The organism is uncultured Merdimonas sp. (assembly GCF_963929015.1).
Lineage (GTDB): Bacteria > Bacillota > Clostridia > Lachnospirales > Lachnospiraceae > Merdimonas.
The window spans coordinates 76,845-92,743 of the sequence record NZ_CAWVHE010000018.1; the positions used below are offsets into that span (position 1 = coordinate 76,845).

Annotated in this window: 17 protein-coding genes, 1 pseudogene and 1 other annotated feature; of the genes and pseudogenes, 14 read left to right on the forward strand and 4 right to left on the reverse strand. The window is 50.5% G+C overall.

Annotated features, from left to right (window positions below; all coding sequences use genetic code 11):
- Positions 1-38: 38 nt before the first annotated feature.
- Both ABGT54_RS11365 and ABGT54_RS11370 read left to right on the forward strand, forming a co-directional pair.
- Positions 39-1,034, forward strand: coding sequence for a bile acid:sodium symporter family protein (locus tag ABGT54_RS11365; protein WP_346664189.1), 996 nt, complete (start codon positions 39-41; stop codon positions 1,032-1,034).
- A complete protein-coding gene (locus tag ABGT54_RS11370; protein ID WP_346664190.1) occupies positions 1,031-1,882 on the forward strand; it encodes an HAD family hydrolase in 852 nt (283 codons plus the stop codon). The genes ABGT54_RS11365 and ABGT54_RS11370 overlap by 4 nt, the downstream gene beginning before the upstream one ends.
- A 75-nt stretch (positions 1,883-1,957) precedes the next feature.
- Here the strand turns inward: ABGT54_RS11370 and ABGT54_RS11375 are convergent.
- The 4 genes and pseudogenes from ABGT54_RS11375 to ABGT54_RS11390 all read right to left on the reverse strand — a co-directional run.
- Positions 1,958-2,827 (reverse strand): annotated as a pseudogene (locus tag ABGT54_RS11375) (phosphoribosylaminoimidazolesuccinocarboxamide synthase); the annotation flags it as partial.
- A gap of 73 nt (positions 2,828-2,900) precedes the next feature.
- Positions 2,901-3,821 carry a DegV family protein gene (locus ABGT54_RS11380; RefSeq protein ID WP_346664191.1) on the reverse strand — a complete coding sequence of 307 codons (921 nt, stop codon included), beginning with the start codon at positions 3,819-3,821 and terminating at the stop codon, positions 2,901-2,903.
- A 102-nt stretch (positions 3,822-3,923) separates the two neighbouring features.
- Positions 3,924-5,039, reverse strand: coding sequence for a glucose-1-phosphate adenylyltransferase subunit GlgD (gene glgD / locus ABGT54_RS11385; protein WP_346664192.1), 1,116 nt, complete (start codon positions 5,037-5,039; stop codon positions 3,924-3,926).
- Position 5,040: 1 nt separating this feature from the next.
- Positions 5,041-6,180, reverse strand: a complete 1,140-nt coding sequence (locus tag ABGT54_RS11390) for a glucose-1-phosphate adenylyltransferase (RefSeq protein WP_346664193.1) — start codon at positions 6,178-6,180, stop codon at positions 5,041-5,043.
- A gap of 196 nt (positions 6,181-6,376) precedes the next feature.
- Here ABGT54_RS11390 and moaC point away from each other — a divergent pair, with 196 nt between their 5' ends.
- The 12 genes from moaC (at position 6,377) to ABGT54_RS11450 (ending at position 15,815) form a co-directional block, all read left to right on the forward strand.
- Positions 6,377-6,907 (forward strand): cyclic pyranopterin monophosphate synthase MoaC, encoded by a 531-nt coding sequence (moaC, locus tag ABGT54_RS11395; RefSeq protein ID WP_346664194.1) that lies wholly within the window; start codon positions 6,377-6,379, stop codon positions 6,905-6,907.
- A 19-nt stretch (positions 6,908-6,926) separates the two neighbouring features.
- On the forward strand, positions 6,927-7,781 hold the full coding sequence (locus ABGT54_RS11400; protein ID WP_346664195.1) for an XdhC/CoxI family protein: 855 nt from the start codon (positions 6,927-6,929) through the stop codon (positions 7,779-7,781).
- Between the two features lie 170 nt (positions 7,782-7,951).
- Entirely contained in the window at positions 7,952-8,101 is a 150-nt protein-coding gene (gene rpmG, locus ABGT54_RS11405) for a 50S ribosomal protein L33 (RefSeq protein ID WP_083262913.1), read from the forward strand.
- 21 nt (positions 8,102-8,122) lie between these two features.
- Positions 8,123-8,314, forward strand: coding sequence for a preprotein translocase subunit SecE (gene secE / locus ABGT54_RS11410; RefSeq protein ID WP_346664196.1), 192 nt, complete (start codon positions 8,123-8,125; stop codon positions 8,312-8,314).
- 34 nt (positions 8,315-8,348) lie between these two features.
- Entirely contained in the window at positions 8,349-8,864 is a 516-nt protein-coding gene (gene nusG, locus ABGT54_RS11415; RefSeq protein WP_346664197.1) for a transcription termination/antitermination protein NusG, read from the forward strand.
- 55 nt (positions 8,865-8,919) lie between these two features.
- On the forward strand, positions 8,920-9,345 hold the full coding sequence (gene rplK, locus ABGT54_RS11420) for a 50S ribosomal protein L11 (protein ID WP_204909434.1): 426 nt from the start codon (positions 8,920-8,922) through the stop codon (positions 9,343-9,345).
- An 87-nt stretch (positions 9,346-9,432) separates the two neighbouring features.
- Complete coding sequence (gene rplA, locus ABGT54_RS11425; RefSeq protein ID WP_346664198.1) at positions 9,433-10,125, forward strand: 50S ribosomal protein L1; 693 nt, start codon at positions 9,433-9,435, stop codon at positions 10,123-10,125.
- Positions 10,126-10,218: 93 nt separating this feature from the next.
- Positions 10,219-10,872, forward strand: a complete 654-nt coding sequence (locus ABGT54_RS11430; protein ID WP_346664199.1) for a zinc-ribbon domain-containing protein — start codon at positions 10,219-10,221, stop codon at positions 10,870-10,872.
- A gap of 32 nt (positions 10,873-10,904) precedes the next feature.
- Positions 10,905-11,041, forward strand: a sequence feature (ribosomal protein L10 leader region).
- 37 nt (positions 11,042-11,078) lie between these two features.
- A complete protein-coding gene (gene rplJ / locus ABGT54_RS11435) occupies positions 11,079-11,666 on the forward strand; it encodes a 50S ribosomal protein L10 (protein WP_346664200.1) in 588 nt (195 codons plus the stop codon).
- A gap of 83 nt (positions 11,667-11,749) precedes the next feature.
- Positions 11,750-12,127, forward strand: a complete 378-nt coding sequence (rplL, locus tag ABGT54_RS11440; RefSeq protein ID WP_243416468.1) for a 50S ribosomal protein L7/L12 — start codon at positions 11,750-11,752, stop codon at positions 12,125-12,127.
- Positions 12,128-12,265: 138 nt separating this feature from the next.
- Positions 12,266-14,056 (forward strand): ABC transporter ATP-binding protein, encoded by a 1,791-nt coding sequence (locus tag ABGT54_RS11445; RefSeq protein ID WP_346664201.1) that lies wholly within the window; start codon positions 12,266-12,268, stop codon positions 14,054-14,056.
- Entirely contained in the window at positions 14,049-15,815 is a 1,767-nt protein-coding gene (locus tag ABGT54_RS11450; protein ID WP_346664202.1) for an ABC transporter ATP-binding protein, read from the forward strand. Before ABGT54_RS11445 ends, ABGT54_RS11450 begins: the two co-directional genes overlap by 8 nt.
- The last annotated feature ends 84 nt before the right edge of the window (positions 15,816-15,899 follow it).

Sequence of the window (15,899 nt, forward strand, 5' to 3'; positions counted from 1 at the left end):
CGGGCAATATCACAGGTATGGGAAAGTGGAGATAGATCATGTTGAGCAGATGGAATGCGGCAATTGAAAAACGAATGGCATTTGTAACGCCGGCCTGCCTGATCCTGGGAGTGTTGTTTCCGGAGATCGCCGGAAAGGGGCTTCCCCTGGTGCCGGTAATGTTTGCAGTTATGACGTTTATCGGAGCGTTAAAGTCCAGTTTCCGGGATGTGGGAAGGGTGTTTCAAAACCCCCTTCCCCTTTTGCTGGCGATTGGTTTCCTGCATGTGCTCATGCCGACGGCGGCCTGCGCGGCGGGACATTTGTTTTTTACGGACAATCCGAACCTGATCACCGGAATGGTCCTGGAGTTTTCGGTTCCCGCGGCTGTGGTGGGCGTGATGTGGGTGTCCATCTATCAGGGAAATCAATCTATGGCTTTATCTCTGGTGATCCTGGATACGGTGCTGGCGCCCTTTGTGATCCCGGCGACTCTGCATATTCTGGTGGGAGCAAGGGTAAGGATGAATACCCAGGAAATGATGAGCGAGCTGGTGTTCATGATCGCGCTTCCCGCAATCCTGGCTATGTGCCTGAATCAGTGGAGCGGCGGGAGAGTCAAAGAATTCTGGCCGCCCAGACTGGCGTTTTTCTCCAAGCTGTGCCTGATGTTTGTTGTAACAGCCAATTCGTCAAAGGTGGCGCCCTATGTGCGGCACCTGAACGGCGAGCGGATTTGGGTGGCGTTTTGCATCCTGCTTCTGGCCGCGGCCGGATATTTTCTTGGATATGGCGCGGCGGCGACTCTGCGGATGAAGCGGGAAGACAAGGTGTCTGTGATGTACGGATCCGGGATGCGTAACATCAGCGCCGGGGCAGTGATCGCTGCGGCATATTTCCCGGGGGAAGTGATGTTTCCGGTGATGATCGGGACCTTATTTCAACAGGTGCTGGCGGCCTCCTTCGGAACCTTGCTTTTGCAGAGGAGGCAGGGGATTTACGGGAAAGATAAGAAGGGCGGGAGCCGGGCGCAGGAAAGGCATGGTGCGGCATGAAGATCAGGTGTATAGCTCTGGATCTGGACAGGACGACGCTGAACAGTCGGGGAAAACTTAGCAGGAGAAATCTGCGGGCGATCCGGGCAGCGATAGACAGAGGGGTGCAGGTAGTTGTGGCAAGCGGAAGGCCGGCGCAGGCACTGCCCGCGGAGATTACAGAGATCCCGGGGATCCGCTACGCAGTCGTCTCCAATGGGGCATCTGTCTGGGATCTGCAAAGCAAAGAGAAGATACAGGAGTATAAACTGACGCCAGTAGCGGTAGAACAGCTTTTGGACGTGACTGAAAAGGCGGCGGCAGACTGGGGGATCGATGTGGCTTACGAGATGCCAATAGACGGGATTGCTTACGCTCAGGCCTCATATGTGGCAGATCCGGTCCGGTACGGAGCCAGACCGGAGAGCGTCCCGTATATCCGGGATACCCGGCGGCCGGTAGAGGATATCTGTACATTCATAAAGGCACATATCCGGGAGCTTGATTGCATGAATATTGTGATCGGAAAAAGAAAAGAAGAACTCTGGAACAAGATTCAGGCAGAAGTGGCGGACGTTTATGTAACAACTTCGGTGAAACAACTTCTGGAGATTACCCATAAAGACGGCGGAAAAGCCTCCGCAATGAGATCCCTGCTGGAGCGCCTGGGAATAGAGGCTGGACAGTTGCTGGCATTCGGAGACGGAGACAACGATAAAGAGCTGCTTGAGATGGCAGGACTTGGGATTGCAGTAGCCAATGCGGTTCCGGGCTGTAAAGCTTCGGCGGATCGGATCACACTTTCCAACGATGAAGACGGCGTTGGAGCAGCCCTGGAGCAACTGATGGACGAGTTGGGTACAGGGTAAAATCCATTTGGGTACAGGGCAAAATGCAATTTGGGACGTAGACCTTTGCAAAAGGTCTACGTCCCAAATTAGCGTTTACAGCTTCTCGCCTGTCAGCATTTCATATCCCTGCAGATATTTATCAATCGTTTTCTGTACAATGTCCTGTGGCAGTGTCCAGTCGTTGTCCGGGTTGGCTTTCAGCCAGTCGCGGGCAAACTGTTTGTCAAAGGAAGGCTGTGAGTGCCCCGGTTCATAACCTTCGGCAGGCCAGAAGCGGGAGCTGTCGGGAGTGAGCATTTCATCGCCGAGGACGATATTGCCGTTTTCGTCCAGCCCGAATTCAAATTTGGTGTCTGCGATGATGATTCCCCGGCTTAATGCGTAGTCGGCACATTTTTTGTAGAGGGCGATGGTGTAGTCGCGAAGCTTCTGAGCATATTCTTCTCCTTTTCCGGGGAAGTATTTTTCCAGGTGAGCGATGCTCTGCTCATAGGAAATATTTTCGTCATGCTCGCCGATCTCTGCTTTTGTGGATGGAGTGTAGATGGGTTCCGGCAGTTTATCGGATTCTTTTAATCCTTCCGGCAGTTTGATGCCGCATACGGTGCCGTCCTTCTGGTAGCTTGCCCAGCCGCTTCCGGTAATATAGCCGCGGACAATACATTCGATGGGCAGCATTTCCAGTTTTTTACACATCATGCTGTTGCCGTCAAATTTGGGCTGCTGGAAAAATTCAGGCATATCTTTTACATCGGTAGAGATCATGTGATTTGGCAGAATGTCTTTGGTCATATTAAACCAGAACCGGGACATCTGTGTCAGAACAGTTCCTTTTTTGGTTACATCATTTTTCAGGATCACATCAAAGCAGCTGATGCGGTCGGTTGCGACCATGATCAGGCTGTCGCCGTTATCGTAGATCTCGCGTACTTTTCCTTCTTTGATTGGTTTCATTGTACATACCTCTCCTTTTACTGTGGATTCATAACTCTATATAATAGGAAAGCAAATTTTTCCTGAAAAAGCAATAGTTTTTTCAAAAATTCTTGCAGAGGCTTTCCCGGGCTTTTTGTATGATCCCAAAGCCGATGGCGGTGGGGCCTGCGTGGACGCCGATGGTGGCGCCGATCCGGCAGGCAGGGACGGGGATGCGCTGCTGATATTTTTCTTCGACAGCGCGCTTCACCCTTTCGGCAAACTGCAGGGCTTCCTCTTCGTCATAGCTGTATCCCAGGATCATGGAACAATCCGCAGGAGCCAGTTTTGAAGTATCCAGATAGTCAAAAAGAAGGTCGATCAACCCGCTTAGTGATTTCTTCCGTCCCCGGCGGATCCCCGAGGAGTGGATCTCGCCGTCTTCCAGAGTAATCAGCGGTTTGATATTTAAAAGGTTGCCTGCAAAGCCTGTCATCTTTCCGATCCGTCCTCCATGCCGGATATAGTCCAGGTCGCCCACTGTAAAAAGGATCCGGGCGGTTTTGCGAAGCTTTTCCATTTCTTCTGTGGCTTCTTCCAGAGAGAAGCCGGCGTCTCTTAAACGGCAGGCCTCCAGAACATAGACGCTCTGCATCAGGGTGGCGCAGAGGGAATCTACGACCTCGATTGTAAGATCGGGATGGGACTCGGCCATCATATCCCGGGCAATCAGAGCCGACTGCATGGAAGAACTGAGCCTGGTGGAAATGCAGATGCACAAGATGAAAGGGCTTTTTCGGGCGGCACTTTCAAAGGCGCGCAGAAAATCTTCCGGGGAAGGGGCGGCGGTCTTCGGATACTGCCTGGGATGATCATGCATCTGCTGATAAAATTCCGATAATGAAATGTCTGCGCCTTCCCGCACATAGCGTTCTCCGTCAAAAGAAACGAGAAAGTGCACAACTTCGATGTCGTGGCGGGCGGCCTCTTCGGCAGGGAGATCGCAGGAGCCGTCGCTTACGATTGCAAATTTGGGTTTCATAGAGATCCCTCCCTTTGAAAAAAGGCAGGATACAAAAGATGTATTCTCCTGTATCCTGCGCGTGAAATTTATTTGTTTCTAAAGTTCTTATCTGGTGTTTTCCTATAAAGTATCTCCCCTGCGGATATATCCCGGATTGTCAGGATCAGCGGTCAGATCTTTGGCGTGGATGATGTTGGCGTGTTTATCCACTACGTGATTTTCGATATGTACATCCTCGCCGATCACTGCGGTGGGCAGGATAATACTGTTTTTCACCACAGCGCCCTTTTTGATGGTGCATCCCCGGCCGATGATGGAGTTCTCAATAGTTCCTTCGATCAGGCAGCCGTTGGACACGATGGAGTGTTTCACATCTGCATCGTCAAAATACTGTGTCGGGCAGGAATCGTTGGTTCTGGTATAAATGGGCCATTCGTCGTCAAAGAGATTCTGCGCGGCTTTGAAATCGATGAGAGAGAGATTCGCGTGATAATAACTCTTAAAGTCGCTGATGGCCGCAAAGTAACCTCTGTGGGATACGCCGCGGATATCCAGTTCATCTACGGACGCATTTACGATGTCTGCCATGGTATACATGGAAGATGTTTTCTTCGCTTTATTTACCAGGTCAATGAACAGTTCTTTTTTCATGATAAAGGTATCCATGAAAATGTTGCGGTTCTTAGCATTTCCGTGATTCTGGTCAATGGACAGAAGCCCCTTTTGCTTGTTCAGGTTCAGCGTGTAGCAGTTGAGGAAAAATTCTTTGGCGTTGTCCACGCTGTGATACAGCAGAGTAATGTCTGCACCGGACGCGATGTGATCATCCAGGAGTTTGCTGTAGTCCTGGGTATAGATCATATAGCTGGGGGCAATGATCACATAAGGATAATGTTCTTCCTCGATAAATTCCATATTTTCAAGATAGGAGGCAATGTCCGTGCTGTAGATGGAGAATCCCTTTTCCATCTCTGCGTACAGGATCCGGAGCCGTCCTCTCTTAGAGTTGATGTTGTAATGACGGCCGGTGCCTAAGTGGGCGGTCAGAGACTGGGGTTTCCTGCGGATATAAACCTGCATGTGGTCGATGCCGCTGTTGCTCATATTCGAGATCTGAAAGTCGATGACCCGATACCTTCCAAGAAAGGAAAAGGCGCCTACCGGGCGGTATTTCTGTATGCCTTCCACCTGGATGTGGTTTCCGGCAAAATTAATGATTCCAAATGCTCTTGCCATATTATTCTACCCCCTTTACGCGTTTTGACACCAGTTCGATGTGTTCGCTGTCTGCTGCTCCTACCACGGCTTCTTTTCCAATCTTCACATTGTCCGCCACAAGAGCTCTGGTTACGACAGCGCCTTCTTCCACAACCGCGCCCGGCATCAGGACGCTGTCGATCACTTTTGCGCCGGGGCCCACCTTTGCGCCGGTGAATAATACAGAATTTCTGACTTCACCTTCGATGATGCAGCCCTGGGTGATAAAGGCGCGTTTGATGGTAGCGTCAGGCCCGATATACTGGGGCAGGGAAGTAACGTCTTCTGTGTAGATTTTCCAGGTGCGGTCGCTTAAATCCAGTTCATTATTTTTGTCCAGCAGATCCATGTTAGCTTCCCAAAGGGAATCAATGGTTCCCACATCCTTCCAGTAGCCTTTGAATTTATAAGCATAAAGCTTATCTCCGTTTGCCAGCATCTGCGGAATGATATCCTTTCCAAAGTCATGGCTGGAATCCGGATCTTTCATGTCTGCGGTCAGGAGTTTGCGGAGGGGCTTCCAGTTAAAGATATAGATACCCATGGAAGCCAGGTTGCTCTTTGGATGCTCCGGTTTTTCCTCAAATTCCACGATCTGTCCGGTCTCGTTGGTGTTCATGATTCCAAAGCGACTGGCCTCCCGGATGGGGACCTCGATGACGGCGATGGTGGCTTCGGCGTTCTGGGCCTTGTGCTCTGCCAGCATCTTCGCATAATTCATCTTATAAATGTGGTCGCCGGAGAGTACCAGAAGATAATCCGGGCTGTATCCGTCAATAAAGTCGATATTCTGGGAGATGGCGTCAGCAGTTCCCCGGTATACGTTCAGATTTTCATCTGCCTTTTCGCGGGGCGGCAGAACAAACACGCCGCTGTCTTTTGCGTCCAGCCCCCAGCGTCTGCCGGCAGCCACATAACTGTTCAGCAAAATAGATTCGTACTGTGTAAGAACACCGACCACATCAATGCCGCTGTTGGCGCAGTTGCTTAAGGGGAAATCAATGATCCGATATCTTCCGCCATATGAAACGGCAGGTTTGGCAACTTTGTTGGTCAGTTCATGAAGACGAGAGCCACGTCCGCCGGCCAGAATCATCGCTAACATACTATTCTGTTTCATGATGAATCCTCTCTTTCCTTATTAATATTACAAGATGTTTCTATTATACAATTTTTGCTTTTTGCTTTCCACTTTTTTTGATAAAAATTTGTGGAAAATTATGAAAAAAACACGATTGTTTCATGGAAATTTGTCTGGTATGATTAAATATGATATGACAGAAAGTCTGCAGGGGATAAAGTGGAGGGATAAGGACATGGAATTTACACATTTTGATGAACGGGGCAAAGCCCTGATGGTGGATGTGACAGATAAAAATGAAACAGAGCGCTGCGCGGTGGCGGCGGGTAAGATCACCGTCAGTCAGGAGGTCTACCGTGCGATTGAAGAAGGCACGGTGGGAAAGGGCGACGTGCTGGGAGTGGCCACCACGGCCGGCATCATGGGAGCGAAGCGGACAGCGGAACTGATCCCCATGTGCCACATCCTTCCCCTCACCGGCTGCCGGATCCAGTTTGAGATGGATCCCCGGGAGTGCGCGGTCTATTGTTACTGTACGGTAAAGGTGACCGGGAAGACCGGTGTGGAGATGGAAGCGCTGACCGGCGTGAGTGTTGCGCTTCTTACAGTATACGATATGTGTAAAGCGCTGGATAAGACGATGGAGATCGGGGAAATCTATCTGGTACGCAAGACCGGAGGGAAAAGCGGAGAAGTGACATCCTCCCGCCCGGACAGAAGGCCGGGGCAGGATCCCAAAGACCTGAGGGGACTGAATCTCTGGTAGGAAGAAAGGAAGCAAAAAAATGAAACAGTGGATGGAAGTTCTGGAAAAGCTCATGGAGGAAGACCGGTCGGCAGTACTGGCAACTGTGACCGATAGTAAAGGGTCAGTTCCCCGCAAAGCCGGCGCCCGGATGATCGTTGGAAAAGAGGGACGTATTTTCGGCTCCATCGGCGGCGGGATCCTGGAGCATCAGGGGATCAGGGCGGCATTAAGGGCGCTGGAGGAAAAGAAGTCCTGTCAGGAAAGCTTTGACTTAAGCGGAGAAACCGCGATAGAGGAAGGGATGATCTGCGGCGGAAGTCTTCAGGTGGAATTTCGGTACCTTTCCCGGGAAATGGACGGATTTGAGGAAGTGTTTGAAGAGTTAAGAAAAGAAGCGCAGAAGGAACGGAAAGCGGGAAAGGTCTATATTTTCGGCGGCGGTCATGTGGCGCAGGCGCTGGCGCAGGTCCTTGTTTTTCTTGGGTTTTCCTGTGTGATCCTGGAGGATCGGGAGGAATTTCTGAAAAAAGAGCTGTTTCCTGGGGAGGTGCAGCTGCGCCGGATCGACAATCAACGGATCGGGGAGTCTGTGTCCATCCGGGAAGAGGATTGTGTGTGCATCATGACCAGGGGACATAAGGACGATCTTGTCATAGAAGCACAGGTGCTGCAGACAAAGGCTTCCTATATCGGGGTGATCGGCAGCCGCAGGAAAGCGGCAGTTGTGGCGGAGAAGCTTAGAACGGAATATCACATTTCGCCAGAGGAGATCGGAAGGATACACACCCCCATCGGCCTTCCTATCGGGGCGGAGACGCCGGAAGAGATCGCCGTCAGCATCGCTGCGGAACTGATCCGCCATCGTGCCGGATACGGAACGACAGTGGAATGAGGGACTGAATGAGAAGTAGTAAAAGAAAAGGCTTGCTTTTGCAGGGTTTGTGTGATACACTAGACAGGCGAATGGAAGTAGGTCTTTTTTTTATGCCTAAAATCAGGCTGCCGCTTTCGGCGGCCGGGTAACACGCAAACGTAGAACAAACGTAAAGTGAGGTGGAAGTTGTGCGTACAAGAATCACATTGGAATGTACAGAGTGCAAGCAGCGTAACTACAACATGACGAAGGATAAGAAAGCACATCCGGAGCGCATGGAGACAAAGAAGTACTGTAAGTTCTGCAAGTCACACACACTGCACAAAGAAACGAAATAATCGCCAAAAGGAGTGAATGTCATGAGCGAAAAAACGCAGAAGACAAGCTGGTTCAAAGGGCTCGAGAAAGAGTTTAAGAAGATCATCTGGCCAGACAAAATGACAATTGCTAAACAGACGGCGGCGGTTGTATCGGTATCTGTGGTACTGGGGATCATTATCGCGATCGTCGATTTCATTGCCCGGTACGGGATCGATTTATTGGTAAAATAACACTGATAAACAGCCAGGCAGGAAAGGTGAGAATATGTCAGAGGCAAAATGGTACGTAGTTCATACCTATTCCGGGTATGAAAACAAAGTAAAAGCCAACATCGATAAGACCATTGAGAACCGGCATCTGGAAGAACAGATCCTGGAAGTTCAGGTTCCGATGCAGGAAGTCGTTGAAATGAAGAACGGCGTAGAAAAAGCGTCTCAGAAAAAGATGTTCCCCGGATATGTACTGATCCATATGATCATGAATGATGATACATGGTATGTAGTGCGTAATACCAGAGGTGTGACAGGCTTTGTAGGCCCGGGATCCAAACCGGTTCCGCTGACAGATGCAGAGATGGCCTCGCTTGGGATCCACAGAGAAAATATCGTGGTGGATTACGAAGTGGGCGATACAATCAAAGTCGTGGCGGGCGCCTGGGCGGATACGGTAGGCGTGGTAACGTCGATCAACATCCAGAAGCAGACCCTGACTATCAATGTTGAGCTGTTCGGCCGGGAAACTCCGGTTGAACTTAGTTTCGCAGAAGTTGTAAAGATGTAGGAAAACGTGGGAGGGGCGGGGTTCGTCCCGAGAGCACCACAAGGAGGTAATGAAAATGGCAAAAAAAGTAGAAGGTTATATCAAATTACAGATTCCTGCCGGAAAAGCAACTCCGGCACCACCGGTTGGGCCTGCGCTTGGTCAGCACGGTGTAAATATCGTTGAGTTTACAAAGCAGTTTAACGCAAGAACCGCAGATCAGGGAGATCTGATCATTCCGGTTGTTATCACTGTTTATAACGACAGAAGTTTCAGCTTTATCACCAAGACTCCTCCGGCAGCAGTTCTGATCAAAAAAGCATGTAAGATCAAATCCGGCTCCGGTGTTCCGAACAAGACAAAGGTAGCTACGATCACCAAGGCACAGCTGCAGGAGATCGCAGAGACCAAGATGCCGGACCTGAACGCTGCAAACCTGGAAGCTGCCATGAGCATGATCGCAGGTACCTGTCGTTCTATGGGCGTTAAGGTAGAGGAGTAGAATGTCTGGCATACAGACGGCCTTAGTTATGGAAGCAAGTAAATAGTGGGAGGGGTATCCCGACATTACCACAAGGAGGTTATTGAAATGAAAAGAGGAAAGAAATATGTGGAAGCTGCGAAAGCGATCGACAGAGGAACTCTCTACGATGTAGCAGATGCAGTAACACTGGTAAAGAAGACCGCAACAGCAAAATTTGACGAGACCATCGAAGCTCACATCAGAACCGGATGTGACGGACGCCACGCTGACCAGCAGATCCGTGGCGCAGTTGTACTGCCTCATGGAACTGGAAAAAAGGTGCGTATCCTTGTATTCGCAAAAGATGCGAAAGCAGAGGAGGCAAAGGCTGCAGGAGCTGACTATGTAGGCGCAGACGAGCTGATCCCGAAGATCCAGAATGAAAACTGGTTCGAGTTCGACGTAGTGGTAGCTACACCGGATATGATGGGCGTTGTAGGACGTCTCGGACGTGTGCTTGGACCCAAGGGCCTGATGCCCAACCCGAAAGCCGGAACTGTAACCATGGACGTTACCAAGGCGATCCAGGATATCAAAGCCGGTAAGATCGAGTACAGACTTGACAAGACAAACATTATCCATGTGCCAGTAGGTAAAGCATCCTTTACCGAAGAACAACTTACGGACAACTTCCAGACGCTGATCGATGCGATCAATAAAGCAAGACCGGCCGCAGTCAAAGGCCAGTTCTTAAAGAGTGTTGTATTGACTTCCACCATGGGACCGAGTGTGAAGATCAATCCGATGAAATTGGTGTAATCGATCGCAGAATATTATGATATAATAAGGGGGATATCGGCTGCGAACCGGTATCCCTTTTCTCATTTTTTACAGCAAGGAGGAATCAAGAACATGAAGATTTGTAAAGTTTGCGGCGCAGAGGTGCCGGATAACGCATCCTTCTGTGCAAAATGCGGCGGAAGAATGGAGCAGGAGGCGAATCCGCAGCAAAGCCAGGAGAAACAAAGCCAGGATCAGGCCGGCCAGGAGCAGCAGGCCCAGTATCAGCAGTCGCCGAACCAGCAGTACCAGAGAGGGTATCAGCAGCAGGGACAGCAGACACAGTATCAGCAGCAGGGACAGCAGGGACAGCAGACACAGTATCAGCAGCAGTACAGGCAGCAGGGACAGTATCAGCAGTACTATCAGGCTCCGGCAGATCCTTATGACCATACGGCAGAGTTTGACAAGAAGGATATTTCGGATAATAAGGTGTTTGCCATGATCGCTTATCTGACCGGAACGATCGGGATCATTATCGCGCTTCTGGCAGGAAACAAGTCGGAATATGCCATGTTCCATGTAAGACAGGCTCTGAAGTTTACCGTGCTCTCTACGCTGACGGGGATCGTGGCGCTGGTTCTGTGCTGGACCATTGTGGTGCCGTTTATCGCGGTTATTTTCTATCTGGTGCTTTTTGTGTGCCGGATCATCGCGTTTTTCTCCATCTGCGGAGGAAAAGTAAAAGAACCCTATATTGTCAGAAGTTTTGGGTTTTTAAGATAGGAAAAGGTGTTGACAGATATCGGCGAGTATGCTATCTTAATAAAAGACTGCCGAAGACAGCAGGTGCGTAAGCGTAAGTAGTAATACGCCTGCCGAGGAGAGTTAGATTCGAGTGATGAATTTACAATGCCTCTGTGTCTTTTGGCACAGAGGCTTTTTATATTTCCTTAAAGCAGTCAAAAATCTTACAAGGAGGTATACCATTCGTGGCAAAAGTGGAATTAAAACAACCGGTTGTACAGGCAATCGCAGAAGATGTAAAAGATGCGGCAAGCGTTGTGCTGGTAGATTACCGCGGACTGACTGTTGCACAGGATACAGAGCTGCGTAAGCAGATGAGAGAAGCCGGGATCATCTACAAGGTTTGCAAAAACACCATGATGAAGAGAGCTTTTGAAGGAACAGATTTTGCTGTTCTGGACGAGCATCTGGAAGGTCCCAGTGCTATCGCGATTTCCAAAGACGACGCGACAGCTCCGGCGAGAATCCTGTGCAAATTTGCAAAAGACGCAAAAGCCCTGGAGTTAAAGGCTGGTGTTGTGGAAGGAACTTTCTATGACGTAAACGGACTGACAGAGCTGTCCAAGATCCCGTCAAGAGAAGAACTGCTGTCCAAGCTGCTTGGAAGCCTGCAGTCACCCATCACAAACCTGGCCCGCGTTCTCAATCAGATTGCAGAACAGGGCGGCGCAGCAAACTGCGAAGCAGCTCCTGCAGAGGAAGCGCCCGCAGCAGAGGAAGCGCCGGCTGCAGAGGAAGCACCTGCAGCAGAAGAAGCTCCGGCTGCAGAGTAGCCTGAAGAAAGCTTCATAGTGCCGTTCCCCGGGCATAAGACAGGGGACATTCAATGAAAATAATAAAAATGGAGGAAAATAAAATGGCAAAAATGACAACAGCAGAATTTATTGATGCTATCAAAGAGTTATCTGTATTAGAGTTAAATGAGCTCGTAAAAGCTTGCGAAGAAGAGTTTGGCGTATCTGCAGCAGCAGGCGTTGTAGTTGCAGCAGCAGCAGGAGACGGAGCTGCAGCAGCAGAAGAGAAGGATGAGTTCGATGTAGAACTTGTATCCGCAGGCGCATCCAAGGTTAAGGTTATCAAGGTTGTTCGTGAGATCACCGGTCTTGGACTGAAGGAAGCTAAGGCTCTGGTAGACGAGGCTCCGAAGACTGTAAAAGAAGGCGTATCCAAGGCAGAGGCTGAGGAGATCAAGGCTAAACTTGAGGCTGAAGGCGCTGAAGTCAACATGAAATAATTGCAGTCTTGTACAAGATTGTGCTAAAAGGCTCCGCAGGAAATCCTGCGGAGCCTTTCTTTATGATCGAATATAGCTTTCCAGAAACGGATGTGTTAAAATAAAACGATATTTTTTCATCTGGAGGAATGTTTGTTTATGAAACGATTGTTGGGATATTTAAAATATCATCCGGTCATCACGGTGCTGGCCCCGCTCTTTAAAATGCTGGAAGCCACCTTTGAACTGTTTGTGCCGCTGGTGGTCGCCCGGATGATCGATGTGGGCGTGGCGGGAAACAACCCGTCTTATCTGTGGAAGATGGGAGGGCTGCTGGTGCTTCTTGGCGTGGCGGGGATTTCCTTTTCCCTGACCGCCCAGTATTTTGCGGCAAAATCTGCCATTTCCACCGGAAAGATGATACGGCGGGATCTGTTTGCCCATATCAACCGGCTTTCTTATCAGGAGATCGACACCATCGGAACGTCGACTTTGATCAACCGGATGACAGGGGACATCAATCAGGTGCAGAACGGGATTAACATGTTCCTGCGCCTTTTCCTGCGATCCCCTTTTGTGGTTATCGGCGCTATGGTGATGGCATTTGCGGTGGACGTGAAAGCGGCCGTGCCTTTTGCGGTTGCGATCCCGGCGCTCCTTGTGGTGGTATTCGCCATCCTTCTTTTTAGTATGCCTCTGTATAAAAAGGTGCAGAAGCAGCTGGACAGGATCCTCTTAAGCACGCGGGAAAATCTTCTTGGGATCCGCGTGATCCGGGCCTTTTCCAGACAGGAGTCGGAGAAAGAGAGATTTTGCAAAGAAACGAAGGATTTCTATCAGCGGCAGGTGTTTGTGGGAAAAATCTCAGCGCTCCTGAATCCGCTTACTTATGTGATCATCAATCTGGGAATCATTGCCATCCTGTATTACGGAGGGCGTCAGGTCAATGCAGGAGATCTGTCACAGGGGCAGCTGATCGCGCTGATCAACTATATGTCCCAGATCCTGACGGAACTGGTAAAGCTTGCCAATCTGATCATTCTTTTGTCCCGGGCCATGGCAAGCCTCTCCCGGGTGAATGCTATTTTTGATGTAAAACCGTCCATTTCCACAGAAGGAAAGGAACTGAAGGCGCCGGATCCTGCGGAAGGGAAAGCGGTTGCGGTCCCGGCAGTGGAATTTGATCATGTAAGTTTTGCCTATGCTGGTGGGAAAAGTGAAGTGCTCCACGACCTGACGTTTTCTGCCATGTCAGGTGAGACGATTGGCATCATCGGCGGGACCGGCTCAGGCAAATCCACGCTGGCGAACCTCATTCCCAGATTCTACGATATCGGGAAGGGCTCCATTCGGCTGTTCGGACAGGAGATAAGGACGTTAAGTCCTGCTTCCATCCGGCGGCGCATCGGCATTGTGCCCCAGAAAGCGGCTCTCTTTTCTGGAACCCTCCGGCAAAATATGCAGTGGGGGAAACGAGATGCTTCGGATGAAGAAATTTACCGGGCTCTTGATACGGCCCAGGCCAGAGAGTTTGTAGATGCCAAAGAAAAGGGACTGGATCTTTCCATCCAGCAGGGAGGCTCCAACCTGTCCGGCGGACAACGCCAGCGTCTGACCATTGCAAGAGCGCTGGTGGGAAGGCCAAAGATCCTGATCCTGGACGACAGTGCGTCAGCCCTTGACTTTGCCACGGACGCAAAGCTTCGGGGCGCGCTGAAAAGAGACACGGGAGAGAGCACGGTCTTTCTGATCTCCCAGCGGGTATCGGCGGTTCAGAACGCGGACAAGATTCTGGTGATGGAAGACGGAAGACTGGCCGGATGCGGAACACATCCGGAGCTGCTTAAGTCCTGCCCGGTCTACCGGGAGATCTGCGCGTCCCAGTCTGCCGGAGACCTGCCGGCAGAAAAAGCAGTATCAGAAGGAAAGGAGGAAGTGGCAAATGCCTGATCAGACACAAACATTGAAATCTCAAAACCAGCAGACATTGCGGAAGATTTTCCGTTATATCCGTCCTTACTGGCATCTGGTGATCCTGTCCCTTCTGCTTGCGGCGGTGACCGTGGCGCTTACCTTGTATGTGCCGATCCTGACCGGGCGGGCGGTGGACGCTATTGCCGGAAAAGATCTGGTGAATTTCCATACCTTATTTGCCCTGATCACAAGTATCGCTGTTTCTGTTTTCGTTACGGCTGTGGCGCAGTGGATCATGAATCATGTAAACAATCTGATTACCTACCGGGTGGTGCGGTCTCTTCGGACCCGTGCCTTTGAGCATCTGCAGGAGCTTCCGCTTTCTTATGTGGATCGCCATCCTTACGGCGATCTGATGAGCCGGATCGTAACGGATATTGATCAGTTTTCGGACGGCCTGCTTCTTGGATTTACCCAGTTTTTTACCAGCGCCATTACCATTCTTGGAACCATTGGATTTATGCTGAGCATCAATCCCTGGATCACGCTGGTAGTGGTGGTGTTAAGCCCTATGTCCTTTCTGGTGGCAAATTTTATCTCGAAAAAATCATTTACCATGTTTAAAAAACAGTCGGAGACCAGAGGAGAACTGACCGGATTTACCAATGAAATGCTGGGCGGCATTAAGGTGGTCCAGGCGTTTGGTCATCAGGAAGAGGCCATCAGAGAATTTGAAGAGATCAACGAGCGCCTTTCGGGTTATTCCCTGAAAGCGACGTTCTTTTCCTCTATCACCAATCCGGCCACCCGGTTTATGTATTCCTGTATTTACGCAGGAGTGACCATCGCCGGGTGCTTTGGTGTGATCGGCAGTATGCTGACAGTGGGACAACTTTCCAGTTTCTTAAGTTATACCAATCAGTATACGAAGCCTTTTAATGATATTACCAGTGTGCTGACGGAGTTCCAGAATTCCATCGCTTCGGCGGCGCGGGTATTTGCCTTTCTGGAGGAGGCGCCGGAGACGCCGGAGCCTGCGGACGCTATGGAGCTTACGGATCCCCGGGGAGAGATCAGACTGAAGGATGTGGAATTTTCTTATACGCCGGAGGTTCCGCTGATCCGGAATCTGAACCTGCATGTATCGCCGGGACAAAGGATCGCCATCGTCGGCCCTACAGGCTGCGGAAAAACGACGCTGATCAATCTGCTGATGCGGTTCTATGATGTGAATGCCGGTTCCATTCAGGTGGACGGCTGCGATATCCGAAAGCTGACCCGGGAATCCCTGCGGAGCAGCTACGGCATGGTGCTGCAGGAAACCTGGCTGAAATCTGCCACGATCCGGGAAAATATTGCATACGGGAAACCGGACGCAACAGAGGAAGAGATCATCGCGGCTGCAAAAGAGGCCTATGCTCACAGCTTTATCATGCGGCTGCCGGAAGGCTATGACACGATTATTACGGAAGGCGGGGAAAACCTGTCTCAGGGACAGAAGCAGCTTCTGTGTATCGCCCGTATCATGTTGTGCCTGCCGTCGATGCTGATCCTGGATGAGGCGACTTCATCGATTGATACCATGACAGAGCTTCGGATCCAGCGGGCGTTTGAGCAGCTGATGAAGGGACGTACCAGCTTCGTTGTGGCCCACCGGCTGTCCACCATTCAGACGGCGGATGTGATCCTGGTGATGGACAAAGGGCATATCATCGAGCAGGGAACCCATGAAGAACTGCTGGCAAAGGGCGGCTTCTATGCGAATCTGTACAACAGTCAGTTCGCACCGGCGTAGGAAAGTTTTCCTGGAAAAATCGTTGACAACCCTTGACAACCTGTGCTATAGTAAAAAATGCGCTATTGTGGAAACTTATGCCAA